Origin of the sequence: Enterobacter sp. ENT02, from assembly GCF_019219165.1 — a bacterium.
GTDB lineage: Bacteria > Pseudomonadota > Gammaproteobacteria > Enterobacterales > Enterobacteriaceae > Enterobacter > Enterobacter mori.
The window spans coordinates 896,809-914,136 of record NZ_JAHUWD010000001.1 but is presented as its reverse complement, the minus strand read 5'-3'; the positions used below and the strand labels follow the sequence as shown (position 1 = coordinate 914,136).

14 protein-coding genes are annotated in these 17,328 nt (G+C 55.3%); 8 read left to right on the top strand and 6 right to left on the bottom strand.

Going from position 1 to position 17,328, the window contains the following annotated elements; all coding sequences use genetic code 11:
• Positions 1–194 precede the first annotated feature (194 nt).
• From KW829_RS04185 to KW829_RS04175, 3 genes are read left to right on the top strand one after another with little or no spacing between them, the layout of a single operon-like run.
• Positions 195–1,880 carry a sensor histidine kinase gene (locus KW829_RS04185; protein ID WP_042718811.1) on the top strand — a complete coding sequence of 562 codons (1,686 nt, stop codon included), beginning with the start codon at positions 195–197 and terminating at the stop codon, positions 1,878–1,880.
• On the top strand, positions 1,874–2,593 hold the full coding sequence (gene btsR / locus KW829_RS04180) for a two-component system response regulator BtsR (protein WP_010433622.1): 720 nt from the start codon (positions 1,874–1,876) through the stop codon (positions 2,591–2,593). Before KW829_RS04185 ends, btsR begins: the two co-directional genes overlap by 7 nt.
• A 47-nt stretch (positions 2,594–2,640) precedes the next feature.
• Positions 2,641–3,111, top strand: a complete 471-nt coding sequence (locus KW829_RS04175) for a DUF1456 family protein (RefSeq protein ID WP_010433625.1) — start codon at positions 2,641–2,643, stop codon at positions 3,109–3,111.
• A 106-nt stretch (positions 3,112–3,217) separates the two neighbouring features.
• Here the strand turns inward: KW829_RS04175 and metG are convergent, their stop codons facing one another.
• A complete protein-coding gene (metG, locus tag KW829_RS04170) occupies positions 3,218–5,251 on the bottom strand; it encodes a methionine--tRNA ligase (protein WP_218307663.1) in 2,034 nt (677 codons plus the stop codon).
• A 136-nt stretch (positions 5,252–5,387) separates the two neighbouring features.
• Between metG and apbC the strand changes: the two genes are divergently transcribed.
• Complete coding sequence (gene apbC / locus KW829_RS04165) at positions 5,388–6,497, top strand: iron-sulfur cluster carrier protein ApbC (RefSeq protein ID WP_010433631.1); 1,110 nt, start codon at positions 5,388–5,390, stop codon at positions 6,495–6,497.
• Positions 6,498–6,590: 93 nt separating this feature from the next.
• Here apbC and KW829_RS04160 read toward each other — a convergent pair whose 3' ends face one another.
• Both KW829_RS04160 and KW829_RS04155 read right to left on the bottom strand, forming a co-directional pair.
• Complete coding sequence (locus KW829_RS04160; RefSeq protein WP_029485153.1) at positions 6,591–7,070, bottom strand: GNAT family N-acetyltransferase; 480 nt, start codon at positions 7,068–7,070, stop codon at positions 6,591–6,593.
• Positions 7,021–7,353: an RcnB family protein gene (locus KW829_RS04155; protein WP_010433637.1), complete on the bottom strand. Its 333-nt coding sequence runs from the start codon at positions 7,351–7,353 to the stop codon at positions 7,021–7,023. The genes KW829_RS04160 and KW829_RS04155 overlap by 50 nt, the downstream gene beginning before the upstream one ends.
• 490 nt (positions 7,354–7,843) lie before the next feature.
• Here KW829_RS04155 and KW829_RS04150 point away from each other — a divergent pair, with 490 nt between their 5' ends.
• The 3 genes from KW829_RS04150 to KW829_RS04140 are packed head-to-tail and all read left to right on the top strand — an operon-like array spanning position 7,844 to position 11,629.
• Positions 7,844–8,983, top strand: a complete 1,140-nt coding sequence (locus KW829_RS04150) for a polysaccharide export protein (RefSeq protein ID WP_029485154.1) — start codon at positions 7,844–7,846, stop codon at positions 8,981–8,983.
• Positions 8,983–9,423, top strand: a complete 441-nt coding sequence (locus KW829_RS04145) for a protein-tyrosine-phosphatase (protein WP_010433643.1) — start codon at positions 8,983–8,985, stop codon at positions 9,421–9,423. Before KW829_RS04150 ends, KW829_RS04145 begins: the two co-directional genes overlap by 1 nt.
• A 7-nt stretch (positions 9,424–9,430) precedes the next feature.
• Positions 9,431–11,629 (top strand): polysaccharide biosynthesis tyrosine autokinase, encoded by a 2,199-nt coding sequence (locus tag KW829_RS04140; protein ID WP_218307662.1) that lies wholly within the window; start codon positions 9,431–9,433, stop codon positions 11,627–11,629.
• Here KW829_RS04140 and KW829_RS04135 read toward each other — a convergent pair.
• Both KW829_RS04135 and KW829_RS04130 read right to left on the bottom strand, forming a co-directional pair.
• Entirely contained in the window at positions 11,626–12,969 is a 1,344-nt protein-coding gene (locus tag KW829_RS04135; RefSeq protein WP_010433650.1) for an NCS2 family permease, read from the bottom strand. The genes KW829_RS04140 and KW829_RS04135 overlap by 4 nt on opposite strands.
• A gap of 20 nt (positions 12,970–12,989) precedes the next feature.
• A complete protein-coding gene (locus KW829_RS04130) occupies positions 12,990–14,768 on the bottom strand; it encodes an adenine deaminase (protein WP_010433653.1) in 1,779 nt (592 codons plus the stop codon).
• A 122-nt stretch (positions 14,769–14,890) separates the two neighbouring features.
• Between KW829_RS04130 and KW829_RS04125 the strand changes: the two genes are divergently transcribed.
• Positions 14,891–15,811, top strand: coding sequence for a LysR family transcriptional regulator (locus KW829_RS04125; protein ID WP_211449615.1), 921 nt, complete (start codon positions 14,891–14,893; stop codon positions 15,809–15,811).
• Positions 15,812–15,861: 50 nt separating this feature from the next.
• Here KW829_RS04125 and KW829_RS04120 read toward each other — a convergent pair whose 3' ends face one another.
• The gene (locus KW829_RS04120; RefSeq protein WP_010433659.1) at positions 15,862–17,328 is read right to left on the bottom strand and encodes an aspartate aminotransferase family protein; all 1,467 of its coding nucleotides are present in this window, start codon (positions 17,326–17,328) and stop codon (positions 15,862–15,864) included.

The following is a 17,328-nucleotide window of genomic DNA, read 5'->3' as shown; positions in this document are numbered from 1 at the left end:
CCCAGCTTAACTGTAGACCCACTTTGCTGAACCAGGAAGGATTGATCGTTTTTTGAACAAATAATACGAAGCATGCGCGATGTTCGGCAAAAGCTGTGATGACCGACACGATTTGCAGCTTTTTTGGCGCGCTTCAAAGAAAGTTTACCTGCATCAGTGTATGTTACGCGTTTTTAGAATGTGCGGTTTTTTGTATGTACGAGTTTAATCTGGTGCTGTTGTTGCTTCAGCAGATGTGTGTGTTTCTTGTCATCGCCTGGTTGATGAGTAAAACGCGCCTGTTCATTCCGCTGATGCAGGTCACCGTCCGTCTGCCGCACAAGCTGCTTTGCTATGTGACCTTCTCCATTTTCTGCATTATGGGGACCTACTTTGGTCTCCATATCGAAGATTCCATTGCCAATACGCGCGCCATCGGTGCGGTGATGGGCGGCCTGCTTGGCGGTCCCGTTGTCGGTGGCCTTGTTGGGCTTACCGGCGGTCTGCACCGCTATTCCATGGGCGGCATGACGGCGCTGAGCTGTATGATCTCCACGATCGTCGAAGGGCTACTGGGTGGCCTTGTCCACAGCTACATGATCAAACGCGGCCGTCCGGATAAGGTATTTAGCCCGCTTACCGCCGGTGCGATTACCTTCGTGGCAGAGATGGCGCAGATGGCGATTATCCTGCTGATTGCCCGTCCGTTTGACGATGCGCTGCACCTGGTGAGCAATATTGCAGCTCCGATGATGGTGACCAATACCGTGGGCGCGGCGCTGTTTATGCGTATTCTGCTCGACAAGCGCGCCATGTTTGAGAAATACACCTCGGCGTTTTCCGCGACGGCCCTGAAAGTTGCAGCCTCAACGGAGGGGATCCTGCGTCAGGGATTTAACGAAGAAAACAGCATGAAGGTGGCGCAGGTGCTCTACAAGGAGCTGGATATCGGTGCCGTCGCCATTACCGACCGCGAAAAGCTGCTGGCGTTTACCGGTACCGGAGACGACCACCATCTGCCGGGCAAACCGATCTCATCAACCTATACCCTGCGCGCCATTGAAACCGGTGAAGTGGTGTATGCGGACGGGAATGAGATCCCCTACCGCTGCTCGCTTCATCCGCAGTGCAAGCTTGGCTCGACGCTGGTGATCCCGCTTCGCGGTGAAAATCAGCGGGTGATGGGGACGATTAAGCTCTACGAAGCGAAAAACCGTCTGTTCAGCTCGATCAACCGCACGCTGGGGGAGGGGATTGCCCAGCTGCTTTCCGCGCAAATTCTGGCGGGGCAGTATGAAAGGCAGAAAGCGCTGCTGACGCAGTCAGAGATCAAACTCCTGCACGCCCAGGTCAATCCGCATTTCCTGTTTAACGCGCTTAATACGCTGAAGGCGGTGATCCGCCGCGACAGCGATCAGGCCGCGCAGCTGGTGCAGTTTTTGTCGACCTTTTTCCGCAAGAACCTAAAACGGCCTTCCGAAATCGTGACCCTGGCCGACGAGATTGAACACGTAAACGCGTACCTGCAGATTGAACAGGCACGCTTCCAGTCTCGCCTGCAGGTGTCGCTCTCCGTCCCGGACGCGCTGGCGTACCAGCATCTTCCGGCCTTTACCCTGCAGCCTATCGTAGAAAATGCCATCAAGCACGGTACATCGCAGCTGCTGGGCATCGGGGAGATCACCATTTCTGCTACCCAGTTTAACCACCATCTGGTGCTGGATATTGAAGATAACGCTGGACTCTACGTCCCTTCCGCATCGGGTGGGTTAGGGATGAGCCTGGTGGATAAACGCCTGCGTGCGCACTTCGGTGACGACTGTGGCATTACCGTCGCCTGTGAGCCCGACCGATTTACCCGTATCACCTTACGACTGCCGCTGGAGGAAAACGCATGTTAAGAGTGCTGATTGTGGATGACGAGCCGCTGGCACGGGAAAACCTGCGCGTGCTATTGCAGGAGCAGAGTGATATCGAGGTGGTGGGTGAGTGCGCAAATGCCATTGAAGCCATCGGTGCGGTGCACAAACTGCGTCCGGACGTGTTGTTCCTCGACATTCAGATGCCGCGCATCAGCGGGCTGGAGATGGTCGGGATGCTTGATCCTGAGCACCGCCCCTATATCGTCTTTCTGACAGCGTTTGATGAATATGCCGTGAAGGCATTTGAAGAACATGCCTTTGATTATCTGCTGAAACCGATTGAAGAGAAGCGGCTGGATAAAACGCTCACTCGTTTACGCCAGGAGCGCACCGTGCAGGATATGACGCTGCTGCCGGAAAACCAGCAGCCGCTGAAGTTTATCCCCTGCACCGGGCACAGCCGCATTTATCTCCTGCAGATGGATGACGTGGCCTTTGTCAGCAGCCGTCTGAGCGGGGTATATGTCACCAGCGCGGAGGGAAATGAAGGCTTTACAGAGCTGACGCTTCGCACCCTGGAGAGCCGCACGCCGCTGATCCGCTGCCATCGTCAGTATCTGGTGAACATGGCGCACCTGAAGGAGATCCGCCTGGAAGATAACGGCCAGGCCGAACTGGTGCTGCGTGCCGGGCATACGGTGCCCGTCAGCCGTCGCTACCTGAAGAGTTTGAAAGAGGCGATTGGTTTGTAAAACTGGTACACTGCGCGCCATTGCATCATCGACAGTTAAAGGCACTCATGATTAGTAATGACATTCTTCGTAGCCTGCGCTACACCCTGAAAGCAAACAATAATGACATGGTGCGCATTCTTGCGTTGTCCGACATGGAAGCCACGTCTGCGGGTTTCGATACCTGGATGACCAAAGAAGACGAAGAGGGCTTTGTTCGCTGCCCCGACATCATTCTGTCGGGTTTCCTGAACGGCCTGATTTACGATAAGCGTGGCAAAGATCCGGCCGCGCCCGAGCTGGCGCTGGAGCGTCGCGTGAATAACAACACGGTGCTGAAAAAGCTGCGCATCGCGTTCTCGCTGAAAACGGACGATATTGTCGCGATCATGACCGAGCAAAAATACCGCGTGTCGGTGCCGGAAGTGACCGCCATGATGCGCGCGCCGGACCATAAAAACTACCGCGAGTGCGGCGACCAGTTTTTGCGTAATTTCCTGCGCGGGCTGACCCACCGGGTGCATCACCCGAAGGCATAAAGGCGATAAGGTGCGGCCTGATGCCCTCACCCCGACCCTCTCCCACGGGGAGAGGGAGAAAATAAAATGCCATAAAAAAAGCCGGAGATTATCTCCGGCTTTTTTGTTATTTCACCTGCTGACCCGGCTTCGCGCCTTCGTCAGGGCTTAACAGGAAGATATCTTTCCCGCCAGGGCCTGCAGCCATCACCATCCCCTCGGAGATGCCGAAGCGCATTTTGCGCGGTGCCAGGTTCGCCACCATCACGGTCTGACGACCGATCAGCACCTGTGGGTCCGGATACGCTGAACGGATGCCGGAGAAGACGTTACGCTTCTCGCCGCCCAGATCCAGCGTCAGGCGCAGCAGCTTGTCAGAGCCTTCCACGAATTCCGCGTTTTCAATCAGCGCCACGCGCAGGTCGACTTTGGCGAAATCGTCAAAGGTAATGGTGTCCTGAATCGGGTCGTCTGCCAGCGGGCCGGTAACCGGTGCCGCAGCCGCCTTCACTTCTTCTTTTGATGCTTCCACCAGGGCTTCAACCTGCTTCATCTCGATGCGGTTGTACAGCGCTTTAAAGGTGTTCACCTTGTGGCCGAGCAGCGGCTGCGCCATTGCATCCCAGGTCAGTTCGGTGTTCAGGAACGCTTCAGCACGGGCTGCCAGCTGAGGAAGAACCGGCTTCAGGTAGGTCATCAGCACGCGGAACAGGTTGATACCCATAGAGCAGATGGCCTGAAGGTCAGCATCGCGGCCTTCCTGTTTCGCGACAACCCACGGGGCCTGCTCGTCGACATAGCGGTTCGCCAGGTCAGCCAGGGCCATGATTTCACGCACCGCTTTACCGAACTCGCGCGCTTCCCAGGCTTCGCCAATGGTCGCCGCTGCGTCAGTGAAGGTTTGGTACAGGGCAGGGTCAGCCAGTTCAGCCGCCATCACGCCGTCAAAACGCTTGGCGATAAAGCCCGCGTTACGGGACGCCAGGTTTACCACCTTGTTGACGATGTCCGCGTTCACGCGCTGTACGAAATCTTCCAGGTTCAGGTCGATATCGTCGATACGGGAAGAGAGCTTCGCGGTGTAGTAGTAGCGCAGGCTGTCCGCGTCGAAGTGGTTCAGCCAGGTACTGGCCTTGATGAACGTACCGCGAGATTTGGACATCTTCGCACCGTTCACCGTCACGTAGCCGTGAACGAACAGGTTGGTTGGCTTGCGGAAGTTGCTGCCTTCCAGCATCGCTGGCCAGAACAGGCTGTGGAAATAAACGATGTCTTTACCGATGAAGTGGTACAGCTCGGCCGTGGAGTCTTTCTTCCAGTATTCATCGAAGCTGACGGTGTCGCCGCGCTTGTCGCACAGGTTCTTGAAGGAGCCCATGTAGCCGATTGGCGCATCCAGCCAGACGTAGAAGTATTTGCCTGGCGCGTTCGGGATTTCGAAGCCGAAGTACGGCGCATCGCGGGAGATATCCCACTGCTGCAGGCCGGATTCGAACCACTCCTGCATCTTGTTCGCGACCTGCTCCTGCAGCGCGCCGCTGCGGGTCCATGCCTGCAGCATTTCGCTGAAGGACGGCAGGTCGAAGAAGAAGTGCTCGGAGTCACGCATCACAGGCGTTGCACCGGATACCACGGATTTCGGCTCAATAAGCTCGGTCGGGCTGTAGGTCGCGCCGCACACTTCGCAGTTATCGCCGTACTGGTCCGGGGATTTACATTTCGGACAGGTTCCTTTGACGAAGCGGTCCGGCAGGAACATGCCTTTTTCCGGATCGTACAGCTGAGAGATAGTGCGGTTTTTGATAAAACCGTTCTCTTTCAGACGGGTGTAGATCAGCTCCGACAGCTCGCGGTTTTCGTCGCTGTGCGTGGAGTGATAGTTGTCATAGCTGATGTCAAAGCCAGCAAAATCAGTTTGATGCTCCTGACTCATTTCGGCAATCATCTGCTCCGGGGAAATCCCCAGCTGCTGCGCTTTCAGCATGATCGGCGTGCCGTGAGCATCGTCCGCACAGATGAAGTTAACCTCGTGGCCGCGCATTCGCTGGTAACGGACCCAGACATCAGCCTGGATATGCTCCAGCATGTGGCCGAGGTGGATTGAGCCGTTGGCGTACGGCAGTGCGCACGTTACCAGAATTTTTTTCGCGACTTGAGTCATAGTAGGCATTACTTCTTTTAACTGTGAAAAGGGTTTTTGATATTACCAAAAGGGGCATTATTAAGTAAGCACAAACCACGGCCTTTCAGGTAAACTTGTCATCTAAGGTCTTATTCACAAGAACAAAGGAGTCGGGATGAGTTCTCAATCCCAGGCCAAATCACCGGAAGCCTTACGAGCAATGGTCGCCGGGACGCTGGCTAACTTTCAGCATCCAACCCTGAAGCACAATCTTACGACGCTGAAAGCGTTACACCACGTTGCCTGGCTGGACGATACGCTGCACATTGAACTGCAGATGCCATTCGTCTGGACCAGCGCCTTCGACACGCTGAAAGAGCAAACCAGCTCGGAGCTGCTGCGCATCACCGGTGCGAAGGCGATTGACTGGAAGCTGAGCCACAGTATCGCCACGCTGAAGCGCGTGAAAAACCAACCTGGCGTGAACGGCGTAAAAAACATTATTGCCGTCAGCTCGGGCAAGGGTGGGGTGGGTAAATCCTCCACGGCTGTAAACCTGGCGCTCGCGCTGGCAGCGGAAGGGGCAAAAGTCGGTATTCTGGATGCGGACATTTATGGCCCGTCCATTCCAAACATGCTGGGCGCGGAAAACCAGCGTCCAACCTCGCCGGACGGCACTCACATGGCGCCAATCATGGCGCACGGTCTGGCAACCAACTCGATTGGTTATCTGGTCACCGACGATAACGCGATGGTCTGGCGCGGCCCGATGGCCAGCAAGGCGCTGATGCAGATGCTGCAGGAAACCATGTGGCCGGATCTGGATTATCTGGTGCTGGACATGCCACCGGGCACGGGCGACATTCAGCTGACCCTGGCGCAGAACATTCCGGTAACGGGAGCGGTCGTCGTGACCACGCCGCAGGATATCGCGCTGATCGACGCCAAAAAGGGCATCGTGATGTTCGAGAAGGTGGAAGTACCGGTGCTGGGTATCGTTGAGAACATGAGCATGCATATCTGCAGCAACTGCGGACACCATGAGCCTATTTTCGGTACCGGTGGTGCGGAGAAGCTGGCGGCGCAGTATCACACTCAGCTGCTGGGGCAGATGCCGCTGCACATCACGCTGCGTGAAGATCTGGACAGCGGTAAACCAACCGTGGTGAGCCGTCCGGACAGCGAATTTGCGGATATGTATCGTCAGCTGGCGGGGCGCGTTGCGGCGCAGCTTTACTGGCAGGGCGAAGTCATTCCGAGCGAAATCGCGTTCCGCGCGGTGTAATTCCTCTGCGCTTCAGTGCCGGGTGGCGGCTTCGCCTTACCCGGCCTACGAAGTTTGGGTTTGTAGGTCAGGTAAGCGAAGCGCCACCTGACTTTATCCAAGCCGATAATGCATCAGATAATACTCTCCGTCCGGAGAATCACCCGTCGCCTCGATGTGCCAGCCGTGTCGCTGGTAAAACGCAACAGCACGCGCATTCTTGACCAGACACTTAAGCGAACCCGTACTGGTAAACGTTTTCTGCACATGTTCCAGGAGCACATGCCCGACCCCGAGGCTTTGATACTGCGGGGCAACAAACAGGTTGTGCAGAAAATTATCGTTCGTCCAGACGGAGGCGAAGCCAAGTCGATGCCCGTCCTGCACCGCCACCCAAACTTCTTCGTCGAGGATTGCGGCGTCAAAGTCCTCAAGCTGCCATTCCGCACCGTTCAACCATGGCCAGGCGTCGCGCCGGGCATGCAGGTAAATCGTGCGAAGGAAAGGACGATCGCTCTCCTGCCAGGCACGAACCAGGATCGTATTAGCGGTGATAGAAGATATCTCCGTTATAGGCCTTATGGATTTTTCCATCGGCATCGCCAATCAGCACGTAGTTCTCACCCATGTAGGTCCAGTGTGTTCCGGCATCCGGCGCTGGCAGGTTACGCAGCTGGTACTGTTTGATGGTGTACTCGGGCGTTTGATACTGAGCTGGCGCCGTGTCGCCAATCTTGAATTTTGTGAAGTCAGCGATGAACTCTTGTTCTTCATAGGCTTTGATGCCAGAAGGTGCTGCAGCCGTTTGCGGAGCAGAAAGTGCGGAGCCCGCCAGAGACAGTAGTACACCCAGAAGCAGCAATTTACGCTTAGCCATTTTTTCTCCAGTGATATCGTTACAGATACATTTCGTCTGCGGGTTTTAGTATGCGCGGCAGACGGTCCATTTTAAGTATCAAAACATGGTGTGTTTGAAAAAAAATGTAACAAAACTGAACGGTTTTGTGTAGTCGCAACAAAGAAAATACATAGCGGCCGTGAATGATATTTGTGTTTTATATTTAATGTATTTATTGATCTATTAATTAATTCTGAAAACGCATGACTACTTCAAAATTGGACCGTTAAGCGAATGCTTTCCCATAGTAGAACGTTTAATATCGGCCCGGCACGACTTGTTATGACGTCTGATTCCCGGCTCAATAGAGCGGGTCGCTTTAGACGATTCATTATCTGGTCACTGCGTTGACAATACTCTTTATTAACACATTGTAATTCATTTAATTTAATGAATTATATGGTTATTTATATTAAATAAAATTGTCGTTCATACGATAAGCACAATGATAAAAGATATGTTTATATAAATGAAAAACACAACGGTATTTTCCTTTTTATTTCTTGCAATAAGCCAGTTAACAGGCTGTGTATTTTCACCGGGCCAGGATTTAGCCATGACCGGAAAAAATGTTATTGCAACAGAAGATAAAGATTATCAGCTTGATAAACACGTGGAAATTTATCCACTGACCCCAGTATTGATTGAACAATTACGCCCGCCCGTATCAAAATCTCAGGCAAATCCTAATCTTGATGAGCAGGTTAAAAACTGGGAATACCGAATCGGCACCGGTGACATCCTGACGGTCACCGTCTGGGATCATCCTGAGTTGACGACGCCAGCAGGGCAGTACCGTAGCGCAAGTGACGCGGGAAACTGGGTCAACGCGGACGGTACGCTCTTTTATCCCTACGTTGGGAAACTGCATGTGGCAGGAAAAACGGTTTCGGAGGTACGTGAAGAGATTACCGCGCGGCTGGATAAATTCATTGAGAGCCCCCAGGTGGATGTCAGCATCGCCTCTTTCCGTTCGCAAAAAGCCTACGTGACGGGAGAAGTCGCGAAATCTGGCCAACAATCCATCACCAACATCCCCTTGACCGTGATGGACGCGGTCAATGCCGCTGGCGGTCTTTCAGTGGACGCCGACTGGCGCAATGTCGTTCTCACCCACAATGGCCAGGATTCCCGCCTTTCGCTGTATGCCCTGATGCAACTCGGCGATTTAACACAAAACAAACTGCTCTATCCTGGCGATATCCTGTTTGTACCGCGTAATGATGCCCTGAAAGTCTTTGTCATGGGCGAAGTGGTTAAGCAGAGCACGCTGAAGATGGATCGCAGTGGGATGACGCTGGCGGAGGCGCTGGGCAATGCGGGCGGCCTGAACCAGAACATGGCTGATGCAACCGGCATTTTTGTCATTCGCTCGGTGCATCAAAAAAGCCAGACGGACATCATCGCGAAAATTTATCAGCTCAATGCGAAAGATGCGTCGGCGATGGTATTGGGCACTGAATTCCAGCTCGAGCCGTATGACATTGTCTACGTGACAACGGCACCGTTGTCGCGCTGGAATCGCGTTATTACGCAGCTTGTGCCGACCATCAGTGGCGTACATGACCTGACCGAAACGGTTCGTTACATCCGATCCTGGCCGCAATAATGTTCAACTCAATCTTAGTGGTTTGCACGGGCAATATTTGCCGCTCCCCGATGGGGGAGCGCCTGTTGCGTCAGCAATTACCCGGGAAACAGGTGACCTCAGCAGGTATTTTCGGTCTTGAGGGACATCCGGCAGATGCGGTTGCTCAGGATGTTGCCTGGCATCATGGTGTCTCGCTAGACGATCACGTGGGGCGCAAGCTGACGCGCAGTTTGCTGCAAAAATCCGATCTGATTCTGGTGATGGAGCCTGAACATCTTCGTTTTATTGCTGCTATGGCTCCGGAGAACCGTGGGAAATCACTGCTATTTGGACAATGGCTGGAGACAAAGGATATTCCCGATCCCTACCGCAAAAGCCGTGATGCTTTCGAATATGTTTTCGGGCAGTTGGGAAAAGCCAGTCAGGAATGGGCTCGTCGTTTGAGTCAAAAGGAATAAAGCAGCAATGCCATCTTATACTTCAGAGACATATGGTGCAGCGGCACCGCAAAATAATGAAATTAATCTTCTGCAACTGCTTGCTGAGATATTCGATCATCGGGTGATGATAGTCCTGGTAACACTCCTGTTTACGGTGTGCGCGGGATTCTATGCATTTTCTGTCCCCCCTGTCTATCAGGCTGACGCGCTTGTGCAGATAGAAGCGAAGCAGGATAACTCATTGCTGAAAAGCTTAAGCCAGTTCGGATCCGATCTTTCGCCAGACGTTGCACCGGAAATCTTGCTGATAAAATCGCGAATGATCCTCGGGAAGACCGTGGATGAATTGGGGCTAATGTACGGGGTTAAGCGCCGCGTTACCCCATACGTGGGGCATCTGTGGGCACGTTTTCGCCCCAGCGAGCCAGGTCACCTGACCATCGGTGAACTTACCCTCCCCCGACAGGGTGGCAAACCGCAAGAGCTTATGCTGACCGTGCTGGAGCAGGGACGGTATCACCTTGAGGGCGAAAGCTTCGAGGCTGTGGGCACGGTCGGAAAAACGCTGCTCAAAGACGGTGTCTCTCTTCTGGTGACATCTCTCAGCGCTGCACCAGGCACGCAGTTTTCGCTCAAAACCATTACAAAGCTTGAAGCCATCAACGCGCTTCAGAAAGGGCTCACCGTTGCGGAATCAGCGAAACAGAGCGGAATGATCGCGTTAACGCTGACGGGCGAAGAACCTGGCAAGATTGCCGTGGTACTGAATACGATTGCAGAAAATTTCCTCAATCAGAATATTGAACGTCAGGAAGCCCGGGATGCCCGCAGCCTGACCTTTTTACAGCATCAGTTACCGAAAATCAGTCACGAGCTGGATCAGGCCGAAGCGCGGCTGAATGTATACCGTGAGCAGCGTGATTCCGTCGATTTATCCCTGGAGGCGAAGTCCGTTCTCGATCAGGTTGTTAATGTGGAGAATCAGCTCAACGAGCTGACGTTCCGCGAAGCGGAGATCTCACAGCTTTTCAAAAAGGATCACCCAACCTATCGCGCATTACGCGAAAAGCGCCAAACCCTTGAGAAGCAGCGTGCCCGCCTGAACGATCGCGTATCAACCATGCCCTCCACACAGCAGGAAATTTTGCGTTTGAGCCGGGATGTTGAATCCGGGCGCGCCATTTACCTGCAGTTATTAACGCGTCAGCAAGAGCTCAATATCTCTCGCTCCAGCGCGATCGGAAACGTGCGGATCATTGACGCTGCGGTTACGCAACCTGAACCCATAAAACCACGAAAAGCAATTATTATCGTGCTTGGCATGCTGTTGGGACTGATATTCTCCAGCGGCTTTGTATTGGTTCTTGCTGCCTTTAAACAGGGAATAACCTCGTCTGAGCAACTGGAAGTGCAGGGGATGCCGGTCCTGGCGACGCTGCCGCGCTCGGTATGGCTCTGGAAAAAAACGCATCTGCGCAAAATGAGTTTCCTGGATTCTCGCTGGAGACACAAAACGTCGAATGTGCCCTTTCTACCCATCGAAAGGCCAGCAGATATTTTTATCGAAGCAATGCGCGGGTTGCGTACCAGTCTGCACTTCACCATGATGGACGTCACAAATCAGATTGTCGTCTTTATTGGCCCCACACAGGATTGCGGCAAAACGCTGGTCAGTACCGCACTGGCAGCGCTGGCTTCTCAGGCCGGCCAGCGGGTGCTCTTTATTGACGCGGATATGCGTCAGGGCTACGTGCATAACATCTGTCAACTGAACAACCATTGCGGATTGTCCTCAGTCCTTGAGGGCGATGTTAAATGGCAGGACGCGATCCAGCGCTTTGAGAAAGGCGGATTTGATGTTTTAACCTGCGGTCAACAGCCTTCGCTTCCTGTGGAGTTGCTTATGGGGGAGCGCTTTAACAACGCCATGTCGCAGATGAACGGGCATTATGACATCGTGATTGTTGACACCCCGCCGGTGCTAGCCGTCACGGATGCCTTACTGATTGCCAAAGCGGCGGCAATCACCTTACTGGTTGCACGCTTTGGTAAAACCAGTGTGAAAGAGATTGAGCACTGTCTAAAACGCCTGCAGCAAATGGGCGTGCAGGTGAATGGCGCTATTCTTAATGATATCGTGAAGTCCGCCTCGCTCTATTATAACTCGGGGTACAGCCATTACGACTACGGCTATACCCCGAAGGAAAAGCAGCGTGAGGGTTAGTGCTTCACCAGCGTAGCGAAGTAGTAGACCAGGGGAATGGCAAGGATCCACAGACCAACGGGGATTTCGCGCCATTTCCCGGCGATCGCTTTGATCACGATGTAAAACAGCAAACCGCCAGCAATTCCTGTCCCGAAGCTGTTGGCAATCAGCGTTATCATGACCATCATCAGCACCGGCAGGCCGTCGGTGAAGTTCGCCAGATCAACCTTACGTAAGCCGCTAAACATATTCAGTCCAATGAGGATCAGCGCCGGTGCGGTGGCTTCTTTTGGGATCATAAGTGCAACAGGCGTAAACAGCAACATCAGCAGGAACATCACCGCTGCAGCCAGTGCCGTCATGCCCGTTTTACCGCCCGCTTCAGCAGCAGCCGAAGATTCGATCAGCGCCGTCGCGGCTGGAATACCGACCCACGGACCTACCGCAGCGGCAATGGAGTCCACCATAAACGGACGGTTGATATGCGGCATGTTGCCTTCGTCATCCAGTAATCCCGCCTCACCACCAACAGCCAGCGTGGTGCCCATGGTGGAGAAAAATTCTGACGCAAAGAAGACAAACAGGAAGGGCAGGAAGGCAATGTTCAGCGCCCCGAGCATATCAATGTGGCCGATAACCGGGGCCAGAGAATGCGGCATATCAATAAACTGACCAGGAAGTTTTGTCACGCCCAGCGGAATACCGACCAGGGTGGCGAATAGAATGGCCCACAGTATTGCCCCTGGAATGCGGCGCGCCTGTAACGCGATGGCGAGGAAGAGACCCGCTAACGCGACCAGCGCCGCCGGTGACAGGAAATCTCCCAGCATCAGGGCATTCGTTTTCGCGTTTGCCAATACCAGCCCGGCGTTACGAAAGCCGAGCACGGCAACAAACAGGCCGATGGAGGCCGTCAACCCCAGCTTGATGGATTGCGGGACCGAGCGGGTGACGACTTCACGCAGCCCAAAGCGGGTTAGCAGGAAGAATAAAATCCCTGACCAGCAGGCGATGCCGAGACCAATTTGCCAGCCAATACCTTCGCTGCCCGCAAGCGTGACGCCGACCAGGACCGAACCGCCAATACCGGGCCCGACGATAAAGGGCAGGTTAGCATAGAAAGCCATCAGCAGCGTTCCGGCAACGAAGACCAGAATGGTGCCCGTCGTTGCCGCGCCTTTATCCATTCCTCCGACCGCCAGTAGCCCCGGGATCACCACAAGCAGGTAGGCGGCGGCGAGAAAACCGGTGATGCCAGCCAGGCACTCGGTGCGTACGGTGCTGCCACGCGCATGCAGTGCAAAACGGCGTTCTAGCCAGCTCCCTGGTGCTGGCGAATTAACGGTGTTGTCGGCCATTATCCGGCTCTCCTTCGGCATTATTGTGTGTTGTCCGGGATTTCCCGGTAAGAAATTAACGGATCGACAATCTGGCGCGTCGTCCCATCGGTCAGTCCAAGATCGGTCAAATGCGGACCGGCGTTGCAGGCAAGACAGGTGCCCTCTATGGCTTTAAAGACCCGATACGGCGGTTCCCAGTCGGCAATCAAATTGCTACGCTCGCGCAGTTCCCTGAACTGGCGAGCCAGCTCATCAGGCGGCAGTTCCGAAAGCATCCCCGCAATCGGCATGGCGACGTGGGCGATGACGTCGCCATCCTGTACCAGCGCCATCCCGCCGCCGCTCTGGATAAGCATGTTGGCAGCCAGCGCCATGTCGTGCGGATCGCGGCCCAGCACCACCAGATTGTGAGAGTCGTGAGAATAGCTGGTGGCAATGGCCCCACGCAGTTCACCCCAGCCTTCGAGCAGGGCGAGTTGTGGTTTCGCCGCATGGCGCGCGTGGCGATGCTGAACCCAGATCAGGCTAAAGCCATCCGGGATCGCTACTACGCCGTGACGTACCTGCGCGTCAACTTCACCCCACTGCGTGAAGCGTGCGCCGCTGATATGGCGCAAGCGCGCCACACCGTGTTTCGCGTTGTCGATTTTCATACGGAAATCATCGTCTGCCAGTGCAGACAGCCGCACGGTATCACGCGGGAGGGGCAATATCCTGTCAACGATGGGTTCAATCATTGCCCCGTCGCGCGCAATCAGCTTACCGGCGACATACACCTGACGAGCCGTCAGCTTTTCAAGCGAGTCAAACGCCACCAGATCCGCGCGACGCCCGGCGGCAATCAGCCCCAGATCGTTACGCTGCAGGCGAATGGCGGCGTTCAGCGTGGCGAAACGCAGCGCGTGCGTCGCCGGTAATCCGTGTTCAATCAGCAGGTTCAGCAGCGCAACGATCCCCCCTTTTTCCAGCAGTATATCGGGCGGGACATCGTCGGTGCAGACCGTAATTTGTGAAGAAAGGTGGGGCAGGGATTTCAGGGCGCTTACGATATCGGGCAGCAGATAAGGATGCGAGCCGCGGATCTCCAGCGTCAGCCCGGCGCGCAGTTTTTCCAGCGCATCGTCTGCGGAGGTCAGCTCGTGATCGGAGGTCACGCCTGCGGCCAGATAAGCCTGTAAATCCGCACCGTGAAGCCCGCGCGCGTGGCCTTCAATCAACTTTCCGCTGTCCAGCCCGGCCTGCATAATTTCCAGCATGCGTTGGCTGCCGTTAAGCACGCCGTGCATATCCATCACTTCCGCCACGCCGCGCACTTCCGGCCATCCGAGCAGGGTATCCATCTCTTTCCCTGCGAAATCTGCGCCAGACATCTCCAGCCCCGGTGTCGACGGCACGCTTGATGGCGCAGCGACCATCACCTGCAGCGGCAGGTTACGACTGGCCTCAATGGCAAAACGTACGCCTGCAATGCCCAGCACGTTCGCCAGCTCATGCGGATCCCAGAATACGGCGGTGGTGCCCTGTGCCAGCACAATCTCTGCATAGCGAGCAGGAAGCAGGTGTGAACTCTCCAGATGCACATGCGTATCCATCAGTCCCGGAGAGAGATACCGGTTGTTCAGATCGTGCGTCTCACGCGCATCGCTGCGGCTGCCGCGCGGATGAACGCTGGCGATAAGGCCGCCCACGATGCCGACATCGGCGTCGCGGATCTCACCCGTGGCCATATCAACAATGCGGGTGTGTGTAAGCAGTAGGTCGAACGGCATTTCACCGCGTGCAGCCTGGACGGCACGGCGTCGGGTTTCGGCACTCATGTAATTAACGGTTCCAGCATGAAAATAATGGCGTTACTCTATGCACGCGGCAAACGTTTGCCCAGCTGATAAAATTTATCACCCGATAACCCCGGCTTATTCTGCGACGCGTGTAAACGATAATGACGATGGAACCCTGGCAGCGCTTGCCCGCGCTCTCACTGCGACAGCTACAGTATTTTGTCACTCTGGCGCAGTTGCGTCATTTCACCGACACCGCCAGCAAGCTGGCGATCAGCCAGCCTGCGCTCAGCAGCGCATTGCGGCAAATCGAAACGGTGCTCGGCGGCAAGCTGGTGAACCGTACCGCCTCAGCGGTGACGCTGACGGAGTTGGGCAACGCCATCCTCCCGCACGCGCAGCGGGTGCTTAGCGTGGCTCAGCTTGCCTTCGACGATATGCAGCAGATTGTGCAGGCAGGCGGTGACGGTACGGTGCGCATTGGGCTGGTGCCATCCGTCAGCTCGCTCTTGTTCCCGCAGTTACCCCAAACGCTGGCGCAGGCTTTTCCGCGTCTTAAGGTTGAGTTTCACGATCAAACCAATGATGCGCTGGTGGCGCAGTTGCTGAAAGGGCAGATTGATTTTGGCATTGGCGCACTGGACAGTTCTGTGCCGGAACAACTGTCCGTCTTCCCGCTGCAGGAGGATCCTTTTGTTGCGGTGATTCATTGTGACGATCCGCTGGCGGCGTCGGCGCATTTACCCTGGAAGCAGCTTGTTGGGCGAGATATCGCCGTGTTTTCAAAAGGTAACATCCAACGCCTGGTTGGCGCGCTCGCTGAAAGCCATCGTTTGTCGTTGCAGACACGTTATCAGGTGGATTATATCGAAACGCTGTACGGCCTGGTGCGTTCCCGACTGGCCGTGGCGATACTGCCGCAACTCTATACCACGCATCTTCAGGATCCGCAGCTTAAGGTGGTTCATCTTCAGCAACCGGCACTTGCCCGAACGGTGGCATTGATGCGTGCGCCACAGCCGTTACCGACGCTTATCGAATCGTGCTTTACGCTAATGGTTGAAACCTTGAGGACACACTGAGGGATAGGGCAGGGGAAAATACCCTCTCCCGAACGGGAGAGGGATAAGCATTACTTAGCCAGAACTTCCTGTGCGGTACGCTCAACCAGAGACAGCAGAACTTTTACGTCCTCCAGCGTCACGGTTGGGTTCAGCAGGGTCAGCTTCAGGCAGGTGATACCGTTATGCTCGGTCACGCCGACGTTAGCACGGCCAGATTCCAGCAGCGCATCACCAATCTTCTGGTTCAGCAGGGCGATGCCTGCATCATCCATCTGCGCCTGAGGACGGAAGCGGAACAGCACGCTCGCCAGCTGTGGCTGCATCACCAGCTCCAGAGCAGACTGCTCTTTCACGTAGCCTGCAACCTGCTGTGCCAGGGTCACACCGTGATCGATGATCGCCGCATATTGCTCCTGACCCAGTGCTTCCAGGCTCATCCACAGCTTCAGCGCGTCGAAACGACGGGTGGTCTGCAGAGATTTGGACACCAGGTTAGGCACGCCCGCTTCTTCGTCGAACTCAGAGTTCAGGTAAGCCGCCTGATAGCGCATCAGCTCATAGTGACGCGCTTCTTTCAGCAGGAACGCGCCGCAGCTGATGGTCTGGAAGAACTGCTTGTGGAAGTCCAGGGTAATGGAATCCACCAGCTCAATGCCGTCCAGGTAGTGACGATACTGCTCGGACATCAGCAGCGCGCCGCCCCAGGCCGCATCAACGTGTACCCAGATGTTCTGTTTCGCCGCCAGTTCTGCAATCGCACGCAGCGGGTCGATAGCACCGGCATCGGTGGTACCTGCCGTCGCGACGATCGCCAGAATCTGCTCGCCGTTCGCGTTGCACTTCTCAATTTTCGCCGCCAGATCGGTCAGATCCATGCGGGAGAATTCATCAGTTTTCACCTGCACCACGGACTGGTAGCCCAGACCCATCAGCGCCATGTTTTTCTGCACGGAGAAGTGGGCGTTCTCGGAGCACAGCACGCGAATTTTGCGCAGATCGCCTACCAGGCCATCCTGCTGAACGGAGTGACCCAGACGCGCGAAGAACGCATCGCGCGCCAGCATCAGGCCCATCAGGTTGCTCTGGGTGCCGCCGCTGGTGAAGACACCTGCGTCGCCAGCCTGATAACCCACGCGGGTACGCAGCCACTCGATCAGTTTGATTTCGATAATGGTTGCGGACGGGCTTTGATCCCAGGAGTCCATACTCTGGTTAGTGGCGTTGATCAGCACTTCCGCCGCCTGGCTTACGACCAGGCTTGGACAGTGCAGGTGCGCCACACACTGCGGGTGATGAACGGACAAACTGTCTTTCAGGAAGAACTCCACGGCGCGTTCAATCGCCGCTTCGTTGCCCAGCCCTTTCGGGTTGAAATCCAGCTTAATACGGTCGCGCAGTTCCGCGACCGTTTTGCCCTGGTACATCTCAGGCTGTTTCAGCCACTGCATCACAGCCTGAGTGCTTTGTTCAATCGCCTGCTGGTAAGCTTCAATGCTCTGCGCAGAGGAGAACAAAATTGGGTTTGAATCAGACAT